Origin of the sequence: Streptomyces sp. WMMB303 (assembly GCF_029351045.1) — a bacterium.
Lineage (GTDB): Bacteria > Actinomycetota > Actinomycetes > Streptomycetales > Streptomycetaceae > Streptomyces.
Genome location: NZ_JARKIN010000001.1, coordinates 5,255,353 through 5,273,640, shown reverse-complemented (window position 1 = coordinate 5,273,640; position 18,288 = coordinate 5,255,353). Strand labels below are relative to the sequence as shown.

The window sequence follows — 18,288 nt, the reverse complement described above, 5'->3', positions numbered from 1 at the left end:
ATGAGCCAGGCTGCGCAGAATCTGAACTGGTTGATCACCAACTTCGTGGAGAACACCCCCGGGGTGTCGCACACGGTGGTGGTCTCCGCCGACGGCCTGCTTCTGGCCATGTCGGAGGGCTTCCCGCGGGATCGCGCCGATCAGTTGGCGGCGGTCGCGTCGGGGCTCACCTCGCTGACGGCAGGTGCCTCGCGCATCTTCGAGGGCGGCAGCGTCAACCAGACGGTGGTGGAGATGGAGAAGGGTTTCCTCTTCATCATGTCCATCTCCGACGGCTCTTCACTGGCCGTCCTCGCCCACCCGGAGGCGGACATCGGCCTCATCGGCTACGAGATGGCTCTCTTGGTGGACCGTGCTGGAAGCGTACTCACTCCAGACGTGCGCGCGGAACTCCAGGGAAGCATTCTCAACTGATCATCACGCTCCCCCCACCTGAGCACCACAGTCCGTTCGCCGACCCCATGCCTCGCTCGGAGGAGCCATGACCCCGCCGCCCGCTTCGCACGATCCGTACGGTGCGCACAACGCGCATGCGCCGTACGGAGGAGAGGGCGACCAGCCACTGGTGCGTCCGTACGCCATGACGGGCGGCCGTACCCGGCCGCGCTACCAGCTCGCCATCGAGGCGCTGGTGAGCAGCACCGCGGATCCGATGCAACTGCAGGGGCTGCTCCCCGAGCACCAGCGGATCTGCCACCTGTGCCGGGAGGTCAAATCGGTCGCGGAGATCTCCGCGCTGCTCGCCATCCCGCTGGGGGTGGCCCGCATTCTCGTCGCCGACCTCGCCGAGGCCGGGATGGTGGCCATCCACCAGCCCGGCAGCTCCTCGGACCCGGGCGGTGCCCCCGATGTGACGTTGCTGGAAAGGGTGCTCAGTGGACTTCGTAAGCTCTAGCCCGCAGATGGACCCCGCCGGGCGGCAGCCGGCCCCGCCGGTCGGGCCGATGGGCTCCATGGGACAGGCCGGCCAGCAGGGGTACGGGACTCCCGCCTCCGGGCGTTCGACGACCTCCGCGAAGATCGTGGTGGCCGGCGGTTTCGGCGTGGGCAAGACGACCTTCGTCGGTGCGGTCTCGGAGATCAACCCGCTGCGCACCGAGGCTGTGATGACCTCCGCCTCGGCCGGTATCGACGATCTGACCCACACCGGGGGCAAGACCACCACCACGGTGGCGATGGACTTCGGCCGGATCACCCTCGACGACGACCTGATCCTCTACCTGTTCGGTACGCCGGGGCAGGACCGGTTCTGGTTCATGTGGGACGACCTGGTGCGGGGGGCGATCGGTGCGGTGGTGCTGGTGGACACCCGTCGACTGGCGGACTGTTTCCCGGCGGTGGACTACTTCGAGAACAGCGGGCTGCCCTTCGTGATCGCGCTCAACGGGTTCGACGGGCACCAGCCCTACGCGCCCGAAGAGGTCCGCGAAGCCCTCCAGATCGGCCCCGACACCCCGATCATCACCACCGACGCCCGGCACCGGGCCGAGGCGAAGAGCGGGTTGATCACCCTGGTGGAGCACGCGCTGCTCGCCCGGCTCAAGTAGCGCGCCGCGTCCGCCGGAGCGGAGTGGGGCATCGTACGATCGGTGTCCCGGGGAGGCTGTGTTTTTCGCCATGCCCGGGAGCCGTGACGGCTTCACGTTCATAACGTTTCGACAGAGAATTACGGCCGTGTGAACACGCCGGGCGCGCGGAGCGTCTCACTCTGCGTATGAATCCCGGGCCATTTGGCGCTCCACGGCCCCAATGCCCGTTTTTCCGCGGGCTGGAATCCTCGTCTTCCCTTGCCCTCCGTAATGCGCCAACTGTTTGGAGGGAGCGGTCGTGACGTGCTGGAATTCCCTGAACTCAGCAGTAGCGCAGGCGCAGGCTGTCAGGGGGCGCCGCGCACCGAGAGGTGAGAAGTCGAGTGAGGCGAACGACCAGGGGTACGTCGGGACCGGCACAGGGTTCCGCACGGCAGGGCACTGCGGAATCGCGGGGTAACTTCACCCCGCCGCAGCGCTCCGCCACGTTGCGCGGCCCGGATGCCTCGGCCTCCCAGCCGCCGCCCGCCACCGGGGGCGGCAGCAGATGGCAGGCGCGGAACTGGCGCGTTCCCACCCGGCTGAACGCGATCCTGCTGATACCCGTGCTCGTGGCGCTCGTCTTCGGCGGTTTCAAGGTCGAATCCGACATCTCCGCCTGGCAGGACGCCAAGGAAGCCCAGCGTACGGCGGAACTGGTGGAGGCGGCGGCGAATTACGGCAACGCCCTCATCGACGAGCGGGACCGCACCGCCGAGCCGCTGCTGCGGGGTGAGAGGGACGACCCTGCGGTCCGCAAGGCCCGTGCCGCGACCGACCGGGCCGCCGAGGAGTTCAAGAAGGCGGCCTCCCACCTCCCGGACAACCCAGGTCTGAAGCGCCGGCTCGCCGCGTTCGAGAAGGTGGAGCCGCGGCTGCCGGTGCTGCGCGAGTCCGCGTACTCCGAGGACATGAGCGGCGTGGAGACCGAAGAGGGCTACGTCACCATCCAGCACCCCCTGATGGAGTTCGCCAACGAACTGGGGCTGGGCACCGGCAACGTCACCTCCTTCGGCCGGACGGTCTACGCCATCTCGCTGGCCAAGGCCGCCGAGTCGCTGCAGCGCGGCCTGGGCACCCACCTGATGGTCAAGCCCGGGCCCACCCGCGCGGACAAGGAGGCCCAGAGGACCGCGCTGGCCTCGTACCACTACCTGGAGCGCATCGCGCTGGGCGAGTACACCTCCGGTGGCCGTCCGGAGGACGTGAAGCTGCTCGAGCAGGAGTCCGCCAAGGCCGAGAAGGCGGGCCGCAGGCAGGTGGAGGCGGCGCGCGAACACGCAGCGGCCCAGGGCGAGAAGTTCGTGGCCCCGCCCTCCATGGCCAAGATGGTCAAGGCCATCGGCTCCGGCGCCGGTGCGCGCGAACTGCGCGCCAAGGGCATCACCACCGAAAGCTATTTCGAGACAGCCACCGGTACCTTCGACGCCTACCGCGCCGTCGAGTCGAAGCTGACCCGCGACGCGGTCGCCGACACCGAGGAGATCGCTTCCGACGCCCGCCGGAACGCGCTGGTGAACTCCGTGATCGTGCTGGTCGCGCTCCTGTTCGCGTTCATCATCGCGGGGCGGATGGCCCGCTCGATGAGCCAGAGCATGCGCACGCTGCGCACAGCCGCCTTCGGCGTGGCCCAGCAGCGGCTGCCGATGCTGGTCGACCAGCTCTCGCGTACCGAGCCGGGCCGCGTGGACACCCGGGTGCAGCCGATTCCGATCACCAGCCGTGACGAGATCGGCGAGGTGGCCCGCGCCTTCGACCAGGTGCACCGGGAGGCGGTGCGGCTCGCCGCCGAGCAGGCGCTGCTGCGCGGCAACGTCAACGCGATCTTCACCAACCTCTCCCGCCGCAACCAGGGCCTCATCGAACGCCAGCTCGAGCTGGTGACGGAGATGGAGAACAGCGAGGCGGACCCGGACCAGCTCGAGAAGCTGTTCCGGATGGACCACCTGTCCACCCGAATGCGGCGCAACGGCGAGAACCTGCTGGTCCTCGCGGGCGAGGAGCCCGGCCGCCGGTGGACGGAGCCGGTGCCGCTGGTCGACATCCTGCGTGCCGCCTCCTCCGAGGTGGAGCACTACGAACGCATCGAGATCAGCGGCATTCCGGAGACGGAGATCCACGGACAGGTCGTCAACGACTTGGTCCACCTGCTCGCCGAGCTGCTGGAGAACGCCGCGTCGTTCTCCTCACCGCAGAGCAAGGTCCGGGTGACGGCCACCCGGCTGCCGGACGGCCGGATGATGATCGAGATCCATGACAAGGGCATCGGTCTGACCGCGGAGGACTTCGCGGACCTCAACCACAAGCTGGCCAACCCGCCCACGGTCGACGCCGCCGTCTCCCAGCGCATGGGCCTGTTCGTGGTCGGCCGCCTCGCGGACCGGCACGGTATCCGCGTCCAGCTGCGCCCCTCCGGCGAGCAGGCGGGCACCACCTCGCTGGTGATGCTTCCCGACGCCATCACCCACGGCGGCGGTGGGGAGGAGAACCCCGAGGAGGACTTCACCGTCTCCCGGATCGTTCCCGAGCACTCGCGTGGCCCGAACGGCGTGGAGGGCGCCCGTTCGGCTGCCGAACTCGGCTTCGACGATTCGCGCTACGGCTCCGGGAACCAGGGCCGGCTGCCGGGCGCGGACGACCGGCCCGGGCTCCCCGAGGAGCGCCGGTCGGCCATCGAGGCGCCGCAGCAGCCCCGGCAGGACGCCTATCCGCAGGGACCGCCGCCCGGTGGCCACGGGCAGTACGACCCGTATCAGCAGCAGGGCGGTGCCCCGTATCAGCCCGGGTACGAGCAGACCGGCGAGATCGCCGCTCAGCAGTACACCGGCGGCTACCCGGAGGCGCACGACCAGGGTTACGGGCAGCCCTACGCGCCGCCTGCCGCCGGGCGCCCCCACGAGTCCGCCGGAGACGGCACCGGAGCCTACGCGGAGCCGCAGCTTCCGGCCCAACAGCCAGGCCACGGCGGTCAGTACCTCCCCCGTCGTTCAGAAGCGGAATCCGCACCTGGCGTTCCCCACGGGGATGTTGACCGTGTAGGTTTCGACCGTCCGGGTTCCCTCCCCGACGACTGGAGCACCACGACCGACGCGGGCCTCCCGCGCCGGGACGCGGGGCGGCAGCAGGACGGAGCGCCGGCGGCCCGGCAGCAGGCTCCCGCCCAGGGCTGGGAAGCCCCGGCCGGGCAGCCGTCGCAGGAGGAGTCCGGAACCCACCGGTGGAGCGAGAACGACGAACACTGGAGCAGGGCGGGCCAGTTGCGCGCCCCGCAGTCCGGCGGCGTCACCTCGTCCGGACTGCCGCGCAGGGTGCCCAGGGCCAACCTGGTCGCGGGCGCGGCGGAGGAGAACTCGCAGGGTACTCCCGCGGTCTCCCGGGCGCCCGAGGATGTCCGCGGAAGACTGAGCAACCTGCACCGCGGCGTCCGTCAGGGACGCACAGCGGGCGACGGCAACCAGAATGACCGACAGGGCTTCGGCCCCGGAAGCACCTACGATCAGGAGCGTTAGTGTGAGCCCGATGAGCCAGGCGGCGCAGAACCTGAACTGGTTGATCACCAACTTCGTGGAGAACACCCCCGGGGTGTCCCACACGGTGGTGGTCTCCGCCGACGGACTCCTCCTCGCGATGTCCGAGGGCTTCCCGCGCGATCGCGCCGACCAGTTGGCGGCGGTCGCATCGGGGCTCACCTCGCTGACCGCGGGCGCGTCCCGGATCTTCGAGGGCGGTGGGGTCAACCAGACTGTTGTGGAGATGGAGCGGGGATTCCTGTTCATCATGTCCATCTCCGACGGTTCCTCGCTGGCCGTCCTCGCCCACCCCGAGGCCGACATCGGTCTGGTGGGGTACGAGATGGCCCTGCTGGTCGACCGCGCGGGCGGGGTTCTCACCCCGGACCTGCGCGCGGAGCTGCAGGGCAGTCTTCTCAACTAGGGCACAACTGGCCCACGGCAGTGCGGAACGCCGCCGGGCGCCATAAGGTGCCGTGAGCGCAACGGTCGTATGTCCGTGAGTCGGAGGAGGAATCGTGGCAACGCCCCCAGGAGGTCCGTCGTCGTACGGCAGTGGTCGTTCCGGCCAGCCGGAGGACGTCCGATCGGCCGCGGCCCCGGGTGGGGACGCGCCCTTCCTCAACCGTTTCAACTTTCCCTCCGCGCCCAGCGAGAACGTCCAGCGGCCGGCCGGCGGGCAGCAGCCGACCCCAGGGGGGCAGCCGCCGCAGCACGGCCGGCCGCCGCAGCACGCGGGACAGTCGCCGTACGGTGCGCAGCCTCCGCAGCGGCACCCGCAGCCGCAGGAACCGCAGCAGCAGAACCCGCAGACCCGCATCCAGCCGGTGCAGCCCGGTCACGCGGACAGGACGGCCGGCACCCAGCGCGCCGCCGACCAGCCCCCGCCGCCGCAGCAGCCGCTGGTGCGCCCCTACGCGATGACGGGGGGCCGGACCCGTCCCCGCTACCAGCTCGCCATCGAGGCACTGGTGCACACCACGGCGGAGAACGCTCAGCTCCAGGGCCAGCTCCCGGAGCACCAGCGGATCTGCCGCCTGTGCTACGAGATCAAGTCGGTCGCCGAGATCTCAGCACTTCTGACCATTCCGCTCGGCGTCGCCCGGATTCTCGTCGCCGACCTGGCCGAGGCCGGACTCGTCGCCATTCACCAGCCGGGCGGTGACGAGACCACCGCCGACGGTCAACCAGACGTGACACTGCTCGAAAGGGTGCTCAGTGGACTTCGGAAGCTCTAGCGCCGGGCCCGTCGGGGGTACGACAGCCCGCTCGACGACCTCCGCGAAGATCGTGGTGGCCGGCGGTTTCGGCGTGGGCAAGACGACCTTCGTCGGTGCGGTCTCGGAGATCAACCCGCTGCGCACCGAGGCTGTGATGACCTCCGCCTCGGCCGGTATCGACGATCTGACCCACACGGCGGACAAGACCACCACCACGGTGGCGATGGACTTCGGCCGGATCACCCTGGACCAGGACCTGATCCTCTACCTGTTCGGTACGCCGGGGCAGGACCGGTTCTGGTTCATGTGGGACGACCTGGTGCGGGGGGCGATCGGTGCGGTGGTGCTGGTGGACACCCGCCGGCTGGCGGACTGTTTCCCGGCGGTGGACTACTTCGAGAACAGCGGGCTGCCCTTCGTGATCGCGCTCAACGGGTTCGACGGGCACCAGCCCTACGCGCCCGAGGAGGTCCGCGAAGCCCTCCAGATCGGCCCCGACGCGCCCATCATCACCACCGACGCGCGGCACCGCGCGGACGCCAAGAGCGCGCTGATCACCCTGGTGGAGCATGCCCTGATGGCGCGGCTGCGCTGAGCACCGCGCTCCGCGGCGGGCTCAAGCCCGGCGGGACGCGACGGCGTCCCGCGGGCCGGTCCCTCCAGGCGGAGCCGTCTCCGGCGCCGGGAGCGGCGGCCCCGCGCGGGGCCGGAACCGAGAGCGGCCGGGAGCCGGGAGAACCCGTCCCCGGGTCCTGCGACCGGTGCAATACGCTGGGGGGTCTCAGCCATCGGACCCGCAGCGAAGGACCTCTGTGCGCATCGCAAGATTCTCCCTGGACGGAACCGTAGGGTTCGGCGTCGTCGAGGGCGAGCCCTCCAGCCCGGAGGGCCCCGCCCTGGACATCATCAAGGGCCACCCCTTCGCCGAGTTCGAGCGCACGGGCCAGAAGCTGCCCCTGAGCAAGGTCCGGATTCTGCCGCCGACCCTGCCCAACAAGGTCGTCGCGATCGGCAGGAACTACGCCGAGCACGCGAAGGAACTGGGCAACGAGGTCCCCGAGGCCCCGGTCACCTTCCTCAAGCCGTCCACATCGGTGATCGGCCCGAACGACCCCATCGGCTACCCGTCCTTCTCGAACGAGGTGCACCACGAGGCGGAGCTGGCGGTGGTCATCGGCCGGCTGTGCAAGGACGTGCCGCGCGAACGTGCCAAGGACGTCATCCTCGGCTACACCTGCGCCAACGACATCACCGCGCGTGATGTGCAGCGCACGGAGAACCAGTGGGCCCGCGCCAAGGGTTTCGACGGCTCCTGCCCGCTGGGCCCCTGGACGGAGACCGAACTGGACGCCGCCGACGTCGGCATCATGTGCACCGTCAACGGCGAGCAGCGCCAGCTGGGCCGCACCAGCGAGATGATCAGGCCCGTCGAGGACTTGATCGTCCACATCACCCAGGCCATGACCCTGCTGCCGGGCGATGTCATCCTCACCGGCACCCCGGCGGGGGTCGGCCCCGTGAACGTCGGCGACGAGGTCGCCGTCACCATCGAAGGAATCGGCACTCTCACCAATAAGGTGATCAAGCGTGACTAACGCGACCGCGGGCTCGGACGTCCGCGTACGTTTCTGTCCCTCACCGACCGGTAACCCCCACGTGGGTCTGGTCCGTACCGCCCTGTTCAACTGGGCGTACGCCCGGCACACCGGCGGCACCCTGGTCTTCCGCATCGAGGACACCGACGCGGCGCGGGACTCCGAGGAATCCTACGAGCAGCTGCTGGACGCGATGCGCTGGCTGGGCCTCGACTGGGACGAGGGCCCGGAGGTCGGCGGTCCGCACGGCCCCTACCGGCAGTCCCAGCGGACGGAGCGCTACGCGGACATCGCGCGCAAGCTGCTGGAGGGCGGCTACGCCTACCCGTGCTACTGCACGGCGGAGGAGCTCGAGCAACGCCGCGAGCAGGCCCGCAAGGACGGGCGCCCCTCCGGGTACGACGGCCGCTGCCGTGAGCTGACCGGTGAGCAGATCGCCGACTACGAGACCGAGGGACGCAGCCACGTCGTCCGTTTCCGGATGCCGGACGAGCCGATCACCTTCACGGACCTGGTCCGCGGCGAGATCACCTTCCAGCCGGAGAACGTCACCGACTACGGCATCCTGCGCACCAACGGCGCCCCGCTGTACACGCTGGTCAACCCGGTCGACGACGCCCTGATGGACATCACGCACGTGCTGCGCGGCGAGGACCTGCTCTCCTCCACGCCGCGGCAGATCGCGCTCTACCGGGCCCTGACCGAGTTGGGCGTCGCGCGGCGCGTCCCGGAATTCGGGCACCTGCCGTACGTGATGGGCGAGGGCAACAAGAAGCTCTCCAAGCGCGACCCGCAGTCCTCCCTCAACCTCTACCGCGAGCGCGGGTTTCTGCGCGAGGGCCTGCTCAACTACCTCTCCCTCCTAGGCTGGTCGATCTCCGAGGACCGGGACATCTTCTCGATGGAGGAGATGGTCGCCGCCTTCGACATCCGCGACGTCAACGCCAACCCGGCGCGCTTCGACCTGAAGAAGTGCGAGGCCATCAACGCCACGCACCTGCGGGAGATGCCGCTGAAGGACTTCATCGCGGCCTGTGAGCCGTGGCTGAAGGCACCGTACGCGCCGTGGGACGAGGCGGACTTCTCCCGGCAGGCGTTCGAGGAGCTGGCGCCGCTGGCCCAGACCCGGCTGACGGTCCTCTCGGACATCACCGACAACGTCGACTTCCTCTTCCTGGAGCGGCCGGTCGAGGACGAGAAGTCCTGGCAGAAGGCGATGAAGGACGGCTCGGCCGACCTGCTGCGCACGGCCCGCGCCCGGCTGGACACCGCCGACTGGCGGTCCGCCGACTCGCTCAAGGAGGCCGTCCTGGCGGCGGGGGAGGAGCACGGGCTGAAACTGGGCAAGGCCCAGGCCCCGGTGCGGGTGGCCGTCACCGGCCGTACCGTCGGTTTGCCACTGTTCGAATCCCTCCAGGTACTCGGCAAGGACCGCACCCTGGAGCGCATCGACGCGGCCCTGGCCAAGCTCGGTTCGTAGCCGCCGAGGTGGGGACGGTGCCCCGGAGCGGGCGCCGGGAACTCGTTTTGGAGCACCGTCCTCGATCAGGTAATGTTCTGTCTGTCGCCGAACGGGGCAGGCCGAGAAGGCCGGAACCGAAGGCGGCCACCCAGACAAAATCCCCCAGGGGGTTGCGTTTCGGTGGGCTATGGTGTAATTGGCAGCACGACTGATTCTGGTTCAGTTAGTCTAGGTTCGAGTCCTGGTAGCCCAGCAAGATCCGCGTTCTGTTCGAAAGCGTTCACGTTCTGCGAGATCGAGGCCCCCGTTGTGTAGCGGCCTAGCACGCCGCCCTCTCAAGGCGGTAGCGCCGGTTCGAATCCGGTCGGGGGTACGGATTCCGTCCGGAGTCGGCAGACCCGGGTGGGATCACAGATAGGGCCCCCGTTGTGTAGCGGCCTAGCACGCCGCCCTCTCAAGGCGGTAGCGCCGGTTCGAATCCGGTCGGGGGTACTCGATCACGAAGGCCCCGCACTCAGGTGCGGGGCCTTCGTCGTGCCGCCACCCGTCCGCTTCGCCTCCCGCTCCCCGCGCTCCCTCCGTGGTTCGTCAGTCTGGGCCCCGAACCGGCGCGCCGACTCCTCCACGTGTGCGAGCCGCCGCAGGCTCAGCAGCACGGGTTCGTACAGCACCGTCAGCGCCACGCCGGCCTCCACCCGGGCCGCCTGGTCGGGAAAGCTCCCCAGCAGGTCCAGTTCGCCCACGGCCGTGCGTTCGGCGGCCCGCGCGAACAGCGTCAGATGCGCCGCGTCACAGGGGTAGCCGGGCCGGGTGAGCGCGGCGACGGCCTCGGTCAGCGCCCGTCCGGGCGGGGAGTCGGGGCCGTCCTGCTGCCGGCCGAGCCCGTCGAACAGCGCGCTCACCTCGCGCCGTGCGCTGTCGGCGTCCTCGCTCTCGGCGTCCTCGGTGCCGGTGCCGGCCTGCGCGGCGGTACCGGGCGGGGGAGCGCGCCCAGGCGGCCGTGCCCAGCCGTTCGTGCGGGGAGAGCGACGCCTCGTCCACGGCGTCCAGCACCTCGCGGGCGGCTGCCTCCGGTGCGGCCTGAACCTGTCGCAGGCCGGGCGTGCAGCGGCGGACGGGGATGCCGTGCGCCGGTCCCGGGGTCAGATCGCGCCCGGCCGCCGCAACGACTCGCTGAGCCGGGTCGCCGCGTCCACGATGGCCTGGGCGTGCATCCGGCCGGGGTGCCGGGTGAGCCGCTCGATGGGCCCGGAGACGGAGACCGCTGCCACCACCCGGTTCGACGGGCCGCGCACGGGGGCCGAGACGGACGCCACGCCCGGCTCCCGCTCGCCGATCGACTGGGCCCAGCCCCGGCGCCGCACGCCGGAGAGCGCGGTGGCGGTGAAGCGGGCGCCCTGCAGCCCGCGGTGCAGCCGCTCGGGCTCCTCCCAGGCCATCAGGATCTGCGCGGCCGAGCCCGCCTTCATGGGCAGGGTGGAGCCGACCGGCACGGTGTCCCGCAGCCCGGAGAGGCGTTCCGCCGCGGCCACGCAGATGCGCATGTCGCCTTGGCGGCGGTAGAGCTGCGCGCTCTCGCCGGTCACATCGCGCAGGTGGGTGAGGACCGGGCCCGCCGCCGCCAGAAGCCGGTCCTCGCCCGCCGCCGCGGCCAGCTCGCCCAGCCGGGGACCGAGGATGAACCGGCCCTGCATGTCACGGGCCACCATGCGGTGGTGCTCGAGAGCCACCGCGAGCCGGTGCGCCGTGGGGCGCGCGAGACCGGTCGCGGAGACCAGCCCGGCGAGGGTGGCCGGACCGGACTCCAGAGCGCTCAGTACCAGAGCTGCCTTGTCGAGAACGCCGACGCCGCTAGAGTTGTCCATGCGTCGATACTCACGTCTCAAACTGTGAAACGCAAGTTCAATTTTCCCGGCGAACCGCCAATCTTGAGGGACGGGCCGCCGCTGCGCGGGGGTCCCCCGGCCGCAGGCCGGGGGAGGTACTGATCTCGACATGTGGTCGGCGGCGCTGCCGACCGGAGGGAATGCGATGGGACGCACACTCGCGGAGAAGGTCTGGGACGACCATGTCGTCAGGCGAGCGGAAGGCGAGCCGGACCTTCTCTTCATCGATCTGCACCTGCTCCACGAGGTGACCAGCCCGCAGGCCTTCGACGGACTCCGCAAGGCGGGCCGTGCCGTGCGGCGGACGGATCTGACCATCGCGACCGAGGACCACAACACCCCCACGCTCGACATCGACAAGCCGATCGCCGATCCGGTCTCCCGCATCCAGTTGGAGACCCTGCGGAAGAACTGCGCGGACTTCGGGGTGCGGCTGCACCCGCTGGGCGACGTCGAACAGGGTGTCGTGCACGTGGTCGGGCCGCAGCTGGGGCTGACCCAGCCCGGCACGACCGTGGTCTGCGGGGACAGCCACACCTCCACCCACGGCGCGTTCGGTGCGCTGGCCTTCGGTATCGGCACCTCCCAGGTCGAGCACGTGCTCGCGACCCAGACGCTGCCCATGGCGCCGTTCCGCACCATGGCGGTCACCGTGAACGGCGAGCTGCCCGAGGACGTCACCGCCAAGGACCTGATCCTGGCCGTCATCGCCAGGATCGGCACCGGCGGCGGACAGGGGTATGTGATCGAGTACCGGGGCGAGGCCATCGAGAAGCTGTCGATGGAAGCCCGCATGACCATCTGCAACATGTCCATCGAGGCCGGCGCCCGGGCCGGGATGATCGCCCCGGACGAGACCACCTTCGCCTACGTCCAGGGCCGCGACCACGCCCCCGCCGGCGCGGAGTGGGACGAGGCGGTCGCCTACTGGAAGACGCTGCGCACCGACCAGGACGCGGTCTTCGACCACGAGGTGGTCATCGAGGCGTCCGAGCTCGCGCCATTCGTCACCTGGGGCACCAACCCCGGACAGGGCGCGCCGCTGTCGCACGCGGTGCCGGACCCGGCCTCCTTCGAGGACGCCAGCGAGCGGTACGCGGCGGAGAAGGCCCTGGACTACATGGGGCTGAGCGCCGGGCAGCCGCTGCGCGAGGTCGCCGTCGACACCGTCTTCGTCGGCTCGTGCACCAACGGCCGGATCGAGGACCTGCGTTCGGCCGCCGCGGTGCTGGAGGGGCGCACGGTGGCCGACGGAGTCCGGATGCTGGTCGTGCCCGGCTCCGTGCGGGTCGCGCTGCAGGCCGTCGAGGAGGGGCTGGACGCGGTGTTCACCGCCGCCGGAGCCGAGTGGCGGCACGCGGGCTGCTCGATGTGCCTGGGGATGAACCCCGACCAGCTCCAGCCCGGTGAGCGGGCCGCCTCCACCTCGAACCGCAACTTCGAGGGCCGCCAGGGCAAGGGCGGACGCACCCATCTGGTCTCACCCCAGGTGGCGGCGGCGACGGCGGTACTGGGCCACCTGGCCTCGCCCGCCGACCTGGCCGATGTACGCGAGCCGGCCGCGGTCTGACGGTCCGGGAAGCTCAAGGGAGACGCACTGATGGAAGCCTTCACCACCCACACCGGCCGGGCCGTCCCGCTGCGCCGCAGCAATGTCGACACCGACCAGATCATCCCGGCCCACTGGCTCAAGAAGGTCACCCGCGACGGCTTCGAGGACGGCCTCTTCGAGGCCTGGCGCAAGGACCCGGAGTTCGTCCTCAACCAGTCGGCTCACCAAGGGGGCACGGTACTCGTCGCCGGTCCCGACTTCGGTACCGGCTCCTCCCGGGAGCACGCGGTCTGGGCGCTGCAGAACTACGGCTTCAAGGCCGTCGTCTCCTCCCGGTTCGCCGACATCTTCCGGGGCAACTCGCTCAAGAACGGCCTGCTCACGGTGGTGCTGCCGCAGGAGACGGTGGAGGAGCTGTGGCGGCTGGCGGAGGGCGATCCGGCCACCGAGGTGACCGTGGACCTGGTCCGGCGCAAGGTGCTGGCGCCCGGCGTCGACGCGGACTTCGAACTGGACGAGAACGCCCGCTGGCGCCTGCTGGAGGGGCTGGACGACATCAGCCTCACTCTGAAGAACGAGGAGGCCATCGCGGAGTTCGAGAGCTCCCGGGCCGCCTTCAAGCCGCGCACGACGGCTGCCTGACCTGCCCGCGCCCGCTCCGGCGCCGCAGGGCTGAGCACCCCTCAAAAAGCGCTCTTCGCGCCCCCGCCGCACCCGGCGGGGGCGCGCTGCTGTTGTGCCGTGGGGCGTGCGGCGGATGCGAAGGGAAGGGGCCGACGGCCCCGGCGGGTGGTGCGGCCACCCCGGAACGGCGCCGCCGCCGTGCGCCACGTGTGCGCACACACGTGCGCTGACGAATGACGTGAATTAGTCTTGACGCAGGCTCCTGTCGCACTGAGACACAGTGCTGTTCGCGACTCGCCCGCACGTTTCGCCGGGAGGTGCCAACACGGCTCCTTCCCGGTGGAGTTGGGGCCCACACCTGCTACGTCCCCGCCGTACGCTGACCCGCTGGAAGCGACAACTCATCCCCAATGGCACAATCACCGCATGGAACGCGACGGTCAACTGGAGCTCTACGACCGACTCGCCGCCCGACTGAAGGAGGCGCACTCGCGGGTGCGCTCCCCGCGCATCCCGCAGGGCGCACGGGTGCCGCTGGCCCGGAAGCTGCTCGTCATCACCGCGGCTGCCAAGCACGATCTCGCCGGTGCCGAACGGCGTCTGGAGCGCTTGATGGCCGACATCGACGAGGGGCGGTTCAGCGCCGCGGCAGGGGACGTACGCACGGACGGAACTCCGTGACGGGCGAGTTCGTTGCGGCACAAGGGTGATTCGCCCGTTTCGTGTTTGATTTGCGGTATATATCTGCCTAGCGTGCGAAAAAGCTGAACACATTCGTTCCGGCAATGTCTCCGAAGGGGAAGACGTGAACAAGGCGCAGCTCGTTGAAGCTATCCAAGATGACCTCGGTGGACGCCAGCAGGCCGCGGACGCGGTCGATGTGGTCCTGGACGCGATCGTTCGTGCGGTCGTCGCCGGTGAGCGAGTTTCGGTCACCGGCTTCGGCTCTTTCGAGAAGGTCGACCGCCCGGCCCGGTACGCCCGCAACCCGCAGACCGGTGAACGTGTCCGGGTGAAGAAGACCTCCGTGCCGCGCTTCCGCGCCGGTGCCGGATTCAAGGACCTGGTGAGCGGCGCGAAGAAGCTCCCCAAGAACGATGTCGCGGTCAAGAAGGCTCCCAAGGGCAGCCTCTCCGGCGGCACGGCCACCAAGAAGGCCACGGCCAAGAAGGCGGGCGCCAAGAAGGCGGCGGCGAAGAAGACCACGGCCAAGAAGGCCACGCCGGCGAAGAAGGCGGCACCGGCGAAGAAGGCCACCGCCAAGAAGACGGCGGCGAAGAAGGCGCCGGCGAAGACCGCCGCAGCCAAGAAGACCACCGCCAAGAAGGCCCCGGCCAAGGCCACCACGGCCAAGAAGGCCCCGGCGCGCAAGAGCACCGCCAAGAAGGCTCCCGCGCGCAAGACCGCCGCCCGCAAGACCACGGCCAAGAAGACCACCTCGCGTCGGCGGTGAGTCGCGTACCGCGGTTCGTCCGTACGCGACTCGCCCCCCGCGGTTGAGCGGGGGAAACGATCCCTCCCGCCGGCGGCGCACGCCACCAGCGGCGAGCGGACCACGCGGCACCGCGCCGCGACGCCAGCGCCGGGCCGGGCTCCCTCGGGGGAGCCCGGCCCGCGGCATGTCCGGCCCGGTACCCCTGGCCCCGCCCGTTCCCGGCGCCGGCCCGGGGCCCGCCGGTCTCCGGGCCCCGGCCCCGCCCGTCGGCTCGGGCCCAGGGCCCCGGGAAGCGGGCTCTCGGCCCGTCTGTCCCCGGAACCGCTCCGCGCGGCCCTCCGGGCGTTCCACCGCCGGGCAGCGCCGGCTACAGGGTCTGCAGGGTCACCACGGTGATCCGGCGTGCGTCGCCCTCGCCCTCGGTCTCGATCCGCACCCGCTGTCCGGGGCGGAGCAGCAGCAGCCCGCCCGCGTCGAACGCGGGGGCCTCGAAGGGGAGGGGTGTGCCGTCGTCCAGCAACACACTGCCGGACCGGGACGCCGGATCGTAGGTGTACGCGGTGGCCTGCATACCCGCAGCCTAGCGGCCCGCGTCCGGTACGGGCCCGGCGAGCAGCGCGGCGGTGAAACCGCCCATCCCCAAGGCGCTCGCCGCGGCCAGGTCCGCGGGTGTGTCCACGTCCTGACGCACGCTGGGCACCCCCGCCACCGGCAGTTCCGCCGCCCCCGAAGCCCGGTGCCGGGCCCTGGAGAGGCCGCCGAAAGCCGGGGAAAGCGGGGTCCGGGGGAGAGCGGTCAGCAGCGTGGTCCCGATTTCCGCGGCGTCGGGGAGAAAAGCGCGTGAAAATCCGGCGGCCGTATTCAGGGCCCGCTCCAATTCCGCGGGTCGCAGTGCCGGAAGATCGGCGTTGAGCGCGGCGACGGCCGAGCCGGGGTCCGCGGCGCGCGCCGCGGACGCTCCGTGTGCGAGCGCGGCGTTGAGCCCTCCGCCCGGCGGGTCCGGCACCGGGCTGGCGCCCAGGGTGCGCAGTTCGCCGGCGGCCAGTGGATCGTCCGTGACAACCACCACACCGCTCACCGCCCGGCAGGCGAGCGCTGCGGTGACCGTGTCCTGCGCGAACGCCAGCGCGAGTGCGGGCAGGGCCGGGCCGCCCCGGACGCCCGCCAGCCGGCTCTTGGCCCGGGGGAGAGGCTTCAGCGGCACCACGAGCGTCCACGTCACGGGTGTCACATGTGGCTTCATCGACCCCATTCTCACCTGCTGCCCGAGCGGCTCGGAGCGGGCGGGGTTACCGTGTGCCCTGCGGTCGGGCACGGACAGTGTGCTCGACAGCGAGGCAGTCCGCGGCGACACTTGTGCGGTTGTCGATGTGCCCCCACAGGAAGGGCCCCACAAGGAGCCCCCTAAGGAGATGGTGTCCGGGTGTCCCGCCAAACCGTGTCCGCGCCGGGAGCGACCCCGCGACCACCTGCCGGAGAGGCCGGGCCGAAGGGGGCGCGCAGTGCCGGGGAGTGACGGCAAACCCAGGAAGATCGGCTTCTGGTACCGCCTGGCCGCGGTTCTGGCAAAACCGCCGCTCATCCTGCTCTTCAAACGGGACTGGCGCGGAATGGAGCACATTCCGCGGGACGGCGGCTTCATCACCGTCGTCAACCACAACTCGTATCTCGACCCGCTCTCCTACGCGCATTACCAGTACAACACCGGCCGGGTCCCCCGGTTCCTGGCCAAGGTGGGCCTGTTCAAGGGCGGCTTCGTGGGCGCCGTGATGCGCGGAACCGGGCAGATTCCCGTCTACCGGGAGTCCGCGGACGCGGTGGGCGCCTTCCGGGCCGCCGTGGACGCCATCGAGAAGGGCGAGTGCGTCGCCTTCTACCCCGAGGGCACCCTCACCCGCGACCCGGAGATGTGGCCGATGGCCGGCAAGACCGGTGCCGCCCGGGTCGCGCTGCTGACCAGGGCGCCCGTCGTCCCCGTCGCGCAGTGGGGCGCCAATCTCGCGATGCCGCCGTACGCCAAGGAGAAGAAGCTCCGGCTCTTCCCCCGCAAGACGCTCACCGTGCAGGCGGGCCCGCCGCTGGACCTCTCGGCGTTCTATGACCGGGAGCCCACCGCCGAAGTGCTCCGCGAGGTCACCGACGTCATGATGGACGCCGTCAGCGAGCAGCTCGCCGTCGTCCGCGGCGAGCCGGCGCCCGCCGAGCGGTACGACATGCGCAAGGCGGCGGCCCGCAGGCGGGAGCAGCGCGCCGTCCGGGAGGACGGGCCGCAGGCCCGCACCATGGACGGACAGCACGAGCCGGCCGGTGGGACACCGGCCGCGGCCGAGGCGGCAGAGGGAGAGACGAACGCGTGAGCCGGCACGAGGGGCGGCAGCAGGAACGCCGGAGGAAGGCCGCCGTGTTCGGCACCGGCTCCTGGGGGACCGCCTTCGCGATGGTGCTCGCCGACGCCGGGGTCGAGGTGACCCTGTGGGGCCGCCGGGCCGAGGTCGTCGAGGCGATCAACAGCACGCGCCGCAATCCCGGGTACCACCCCGAGACGGAACTTCCCGCCGGGGTGCGGGCCACCACCGACCCGGCCGAGGCCGCCCGGGACGCGGAGTTCACCGTCCTGTCCGTCCCCGCCCAGACGCTCCGCTCCAACCTGGAGACCTGGCGGGAGCTGCTGCACCCCGGCACGGTGCTCGTCTCCCTGATGAAGGGCGTCGAACTCGGCACCGCCAAGCGGATGAGCGAGGTCGTCCAGGAGGTCGCCGGCGTCCCCGCCGAACGGGTCGCCGTGCTCACCGGCCCCAACCTCGCCCGGGAGATCGCCGCCCGGCAGCCGGCGGCCGCCGTCGCGGCCTGCGCGGACGAGGAGGCGGCGCGGGCCCTGCAGAGCGCCTGCCACACCCCGTACTTCCGGCCCTACACCAGCACCGACGTGGTCGGCTGCGAACTGGGCGGGGCCGTCAAGAACGTCATCGCGCTGGCCGTGGGCATCGCAGACGGGATGGGTCTGGGGGACAACTCCAAGGCGTCGCTGATCACCCGGGGCCTGGCCGAGACGACCCGGCTCGGCCTGGCGATGGGCGCCGAGGCGCACACCTTCGCCGGCCTCGCGGGCATGGGCGACCTGGTGGCCACCTGCTCCTCGCCGCTGTCGCGCAACCACACCTTCGGCACCAACCTCGGCCGCGGAATGACCCTCGAGGAGACCATCGCCGTCACCGAGCAGACCGCGGAAGGCGTCAAGTCCTGCCAGTCCGTGCTGGACCTCGCCCGGCGGCACGGGGTGGAGATGCCGATCACCGAGACGGTCGTGGAGATCGTCCACGAGGGCAAGCCCCCGCATGTGGCGCTCAAGGAGCTGATGTCCCGCAGTGCCAAGGCCGAACGGAGCTGACCGCCCGGCGGTCCCGGGCACGCGTGCCCGGCCTCCGGCGCCACGGGGG

The 18,288-nt window shown here is 70.9% G+C and carries 19 protein-coding genes and 3 tRNA genes; 18 read left to right on the top strand and 4 right to left on the bottom strand.

Translation table 11 applies throughout. The features are described 5' to 3' along the window. The 12 genes from P2424_RS23150 to P2424_RS23095 all read left to right on the top strand — a co-directional run bounded on the left by P2424_RS23150 (position 1) and on the right by P2424_RS23095 (position 9,846). Positions 1-414, top strand: a complete 414-nt coding sequence (locus P2424_RS23150) for a roadblock/LC7 domain-containing protein (protein WP_026004490.1) — start codon at positions 1-3, stop codon at positions 412-414. Positions 415-481: 67 nt separating this feature from the next. Further along, positions 482-895: a DUF742 domain-containing protein gene (locus P2424_RS23145; protein ID WP_019355780.1), complete on the top strand. Its 414-nt coding sequence runs from the start codon at positions 482-484 to the stop codon at positions 893-895. A 58-nt stretch (positions 896-953) separates the two neighbouring features. Then, positions 954-1,547: an ATP/GTP-binding protein gene (locus P2424_RS23140; protein ID WP_276477656.1), complete on the top strand. Its 594-nt coding sequence runs from the start codon at positions 954-956 to the stop codon at positions 1,545-1,547. A 587-nt stretch (positions 1,548-2,134) separates the two neighbouring features. Continuing rightward, entirely contained in the window at positions 2,135-5,077 is a 2,943-nt protein-coding gene (locus tag P2424_RS23135) for a nitrate- and nitrite sensing domain-containing protein (RefSeq protein WP_276479090.1), read from the top strand. A gap of 10 nt (positions 5,078-5,087) precedes the next feature. Further along, entirely contained in the window at positions 5,088-5,501 is a 414-nt protein-coding gene (locus P2424_RS23130; RefSeq protein ID WP_180289953.1) for a roadblock/LC7 domain-containing protein, read from the top strand. Between the two features lie 94 nt (positions 5,502-5,595). Further along, positions 5,596-6,315 carry a DUF742 domain-containing protein gene (locus tag P2424_RS23125; RefSeq protein WP_276477655.1) on the top strand — a complete coding sequence of 240 codons (720 nt, stop codon included), beginning with the start codon at positions 5,596-5,598 and terminating at the stop codon, positions 6,313-6,315. Beyond that, positions 6,296-6,892, top strand: a complete 597-nt coding sequence (locus P2424_RS23120; RefSeq protein ID WP_026004493.1) for an ATP/GTP-binding protein — start codon at positions 6,296-6,298, stop codon at positions 6,890-6,892. The genes P2424_RS23125 and P2424_RS23120 overlap by 20 nt, the downstream gene beginning before the upstream one ends. Positions 6,893-7,109: 217 nt before the next feature. Further along, complete coding sequence (locus P2424_RS23115; RefSeq protein WP_276477654.1) at positions 7,110-7,892, top strand: fumarylacetoacetate hydrolase family protein; 783 nt, start codon at positions 7,110-7,112, stop codon at positions 7,890-7,892. Beyond that, positions 7,885-9,372 carry a glutamate--tRNA ligase gene (gene gltX / locus P2424_RS23110; protein WP_276477653.1) on the top strand — a complete coding sequence of 496 codons (1,488 nt, stop codon included), beginning with the start codon at positions 7,885-7,887 and terminating at the stop codon, positions 9,370-9,372. Before P2424_RS23115 ends, gltX begins: the two co-directional genes overlap by 8 nt. Before the next feature lie 163 nt (positions 9,373-9,535). Further along, a tRNA-Gln gene (locus P2424_RS23105) sits at positions 9,536-9,607 on the top strand. 47 nt (positions 9,608-9,654) lie between these two features. Further along, a tRNA-Glu gene (locus P2424_RS23100) sits at positions 9,655-9,727 on the top strand. Positions 9,728-9,773: 46 nt separating this feature from the next. Beyond that, a tRNA-Glu gene (locus tag P2424_RS23095) sits at positions 9,774-9,846 on the top strand. 5 nt (positions 9,847-9,851) lie between these two features. Here P2424_RS23095 and P2424_RS23090 read toward each other — a convergent pair. Then, entirely contained in the window at positions 9,852-10,256 is a 405-nt protein-coding gene (locus P2424_RS23090; RefSeq protein WP_276477652.1) for a hypothetical protein, read from the bottom strand. Between the two features lie 240 nt (positions 10,257-10,496). Then, entirely contained in the window at positions 10,497-11,219 is a 723-nt protein-coding gene (gene ndgR, locus P2424_RS23085) for an IclR family transcriptional regulator NdgR (RefSeq protein WP_019355790.1), read from the bottom strand. Positions 11,220-11,385: 166 nt separating this feature from the next. On the opposite strand from ndgR, the gene leuC reads away from it, so the two are divergent. The 4 genes from leuC to P2424_RS23065 all read left to right on the top strand — a co-directional run bounded on the left by leuC (position 11,386) and on the right by P2424_RS23065 (position 14,869). Beyond that, positions 11,386-12,810 (top strand): 3-isopropylmalate dehydratase large subunit, encoded by a 1,425-nt coding sequence (gene leuC / locus P2424_RS23080; RefSeq protein WP_276477651.1) that lies wholly within the window; start codon positions 11,386-11,388, stop codon positions 12,808-12,810. A gap of 30 nt (positions 12,811-12,840) precedes the next feature. Continuing rightward, positions 12,841-13,434 carry a 3-isopropylmalate dehydratase small subunit gene (gene leuD, locus P2424_RS23075; RefSeq protein ID WP_276477650.1) on the top strand — a complete coding sequence of 198 codons (594 nt, stop codon included), beginning with the start codon at positions 12,841-12,843 and terminating at the stop codon, positions 13,432-13,434. A gap of 408 nt (positions 13,435-13,842) precedes the next feature. After that, entirely contained in the window at positions 13,843-14,097 is a 255-nt protein-coding gene (locus P2424_RS23070; RefSeq protein ID WP_276477649.1) for a hypothetical protein, read from the top strand. A 124-nt stretch (positions 14,098-14,221) separates the two neighbouring features. After that, on the top strand, positions 14,222-14,869 hold the full coding sequence (locus P2424_RS23065) for an HU family DNA-binding protein (protein WP_075002478.1): 648 nt from the start codon (positions 14,222-14,224) through the stop codon (positions 14,867-14,869). 349 nt (positions 14,870-15,218) lie between these two features. Here P2424_RS23065 and P2424_RS23060 read toward each other — a convergent pair whose 3' ends face one another. Beyond that, positions 15,219-15,422 carry a hypothetical protein gene (locus P2424_RS23060; protein ID WP_075002479.1) on the bottom strand — a complete coding sequence of 68 codons (204 nt, stop codon included), beginning with the start codon at positions 15,420-15,422 and terminating at the stop codon, positions 15,219-15,221. A gap of 9 nt (positions 15,423-15,431) precedes the next feature. Then, the gene (gene cofC, locus P2424_RS23055; RefSeq protein WP_276477648.1) at positions 15,432-16,103 is read right to left on the bottom strand and encodes a 2-phospho-L-lactate guanylyltransferase; all 672 of its coding nucleotides are present in this window, start codon (positions 16,101-16,103) and stop codon (positions 15,432-15,434) included. 250 nt (positions 16,104-16,353) lie between these two features. On the opposite strand from cofC, the gene P2424_RS23050 reads away from it, so the two are divergent. Together P2424_RS23050 and P2424_RS23045 are read left to right on the top strand one after the other, a co-directional pair. Beyond that, complete coding sequence (locus P2424_RS23050; protein ID WP_276477647.1) at positions 16,354-17,208, top strand: lysophospholipid acyltransferase family protein; 855 nt, start codon at positions 16,354-16,356, stop codon at positions 17,206-17,208. Further along, entirely contained in the window at positions 17,205-18,239 is a 1,035-nt protein-coding gene (locus tag P2424_RS23045) for an NAD(P)H-dependent glycerol-3-phosphate dehydrogenase (protein WP_276477646.1), read from the top strand. Before P2424_RS23050 ends, P2424_RS23045 begins: the two co-directional genes overlap by 4 nt. Positions 18,240-18,288 lie beyond the last annotated feature (49 nt).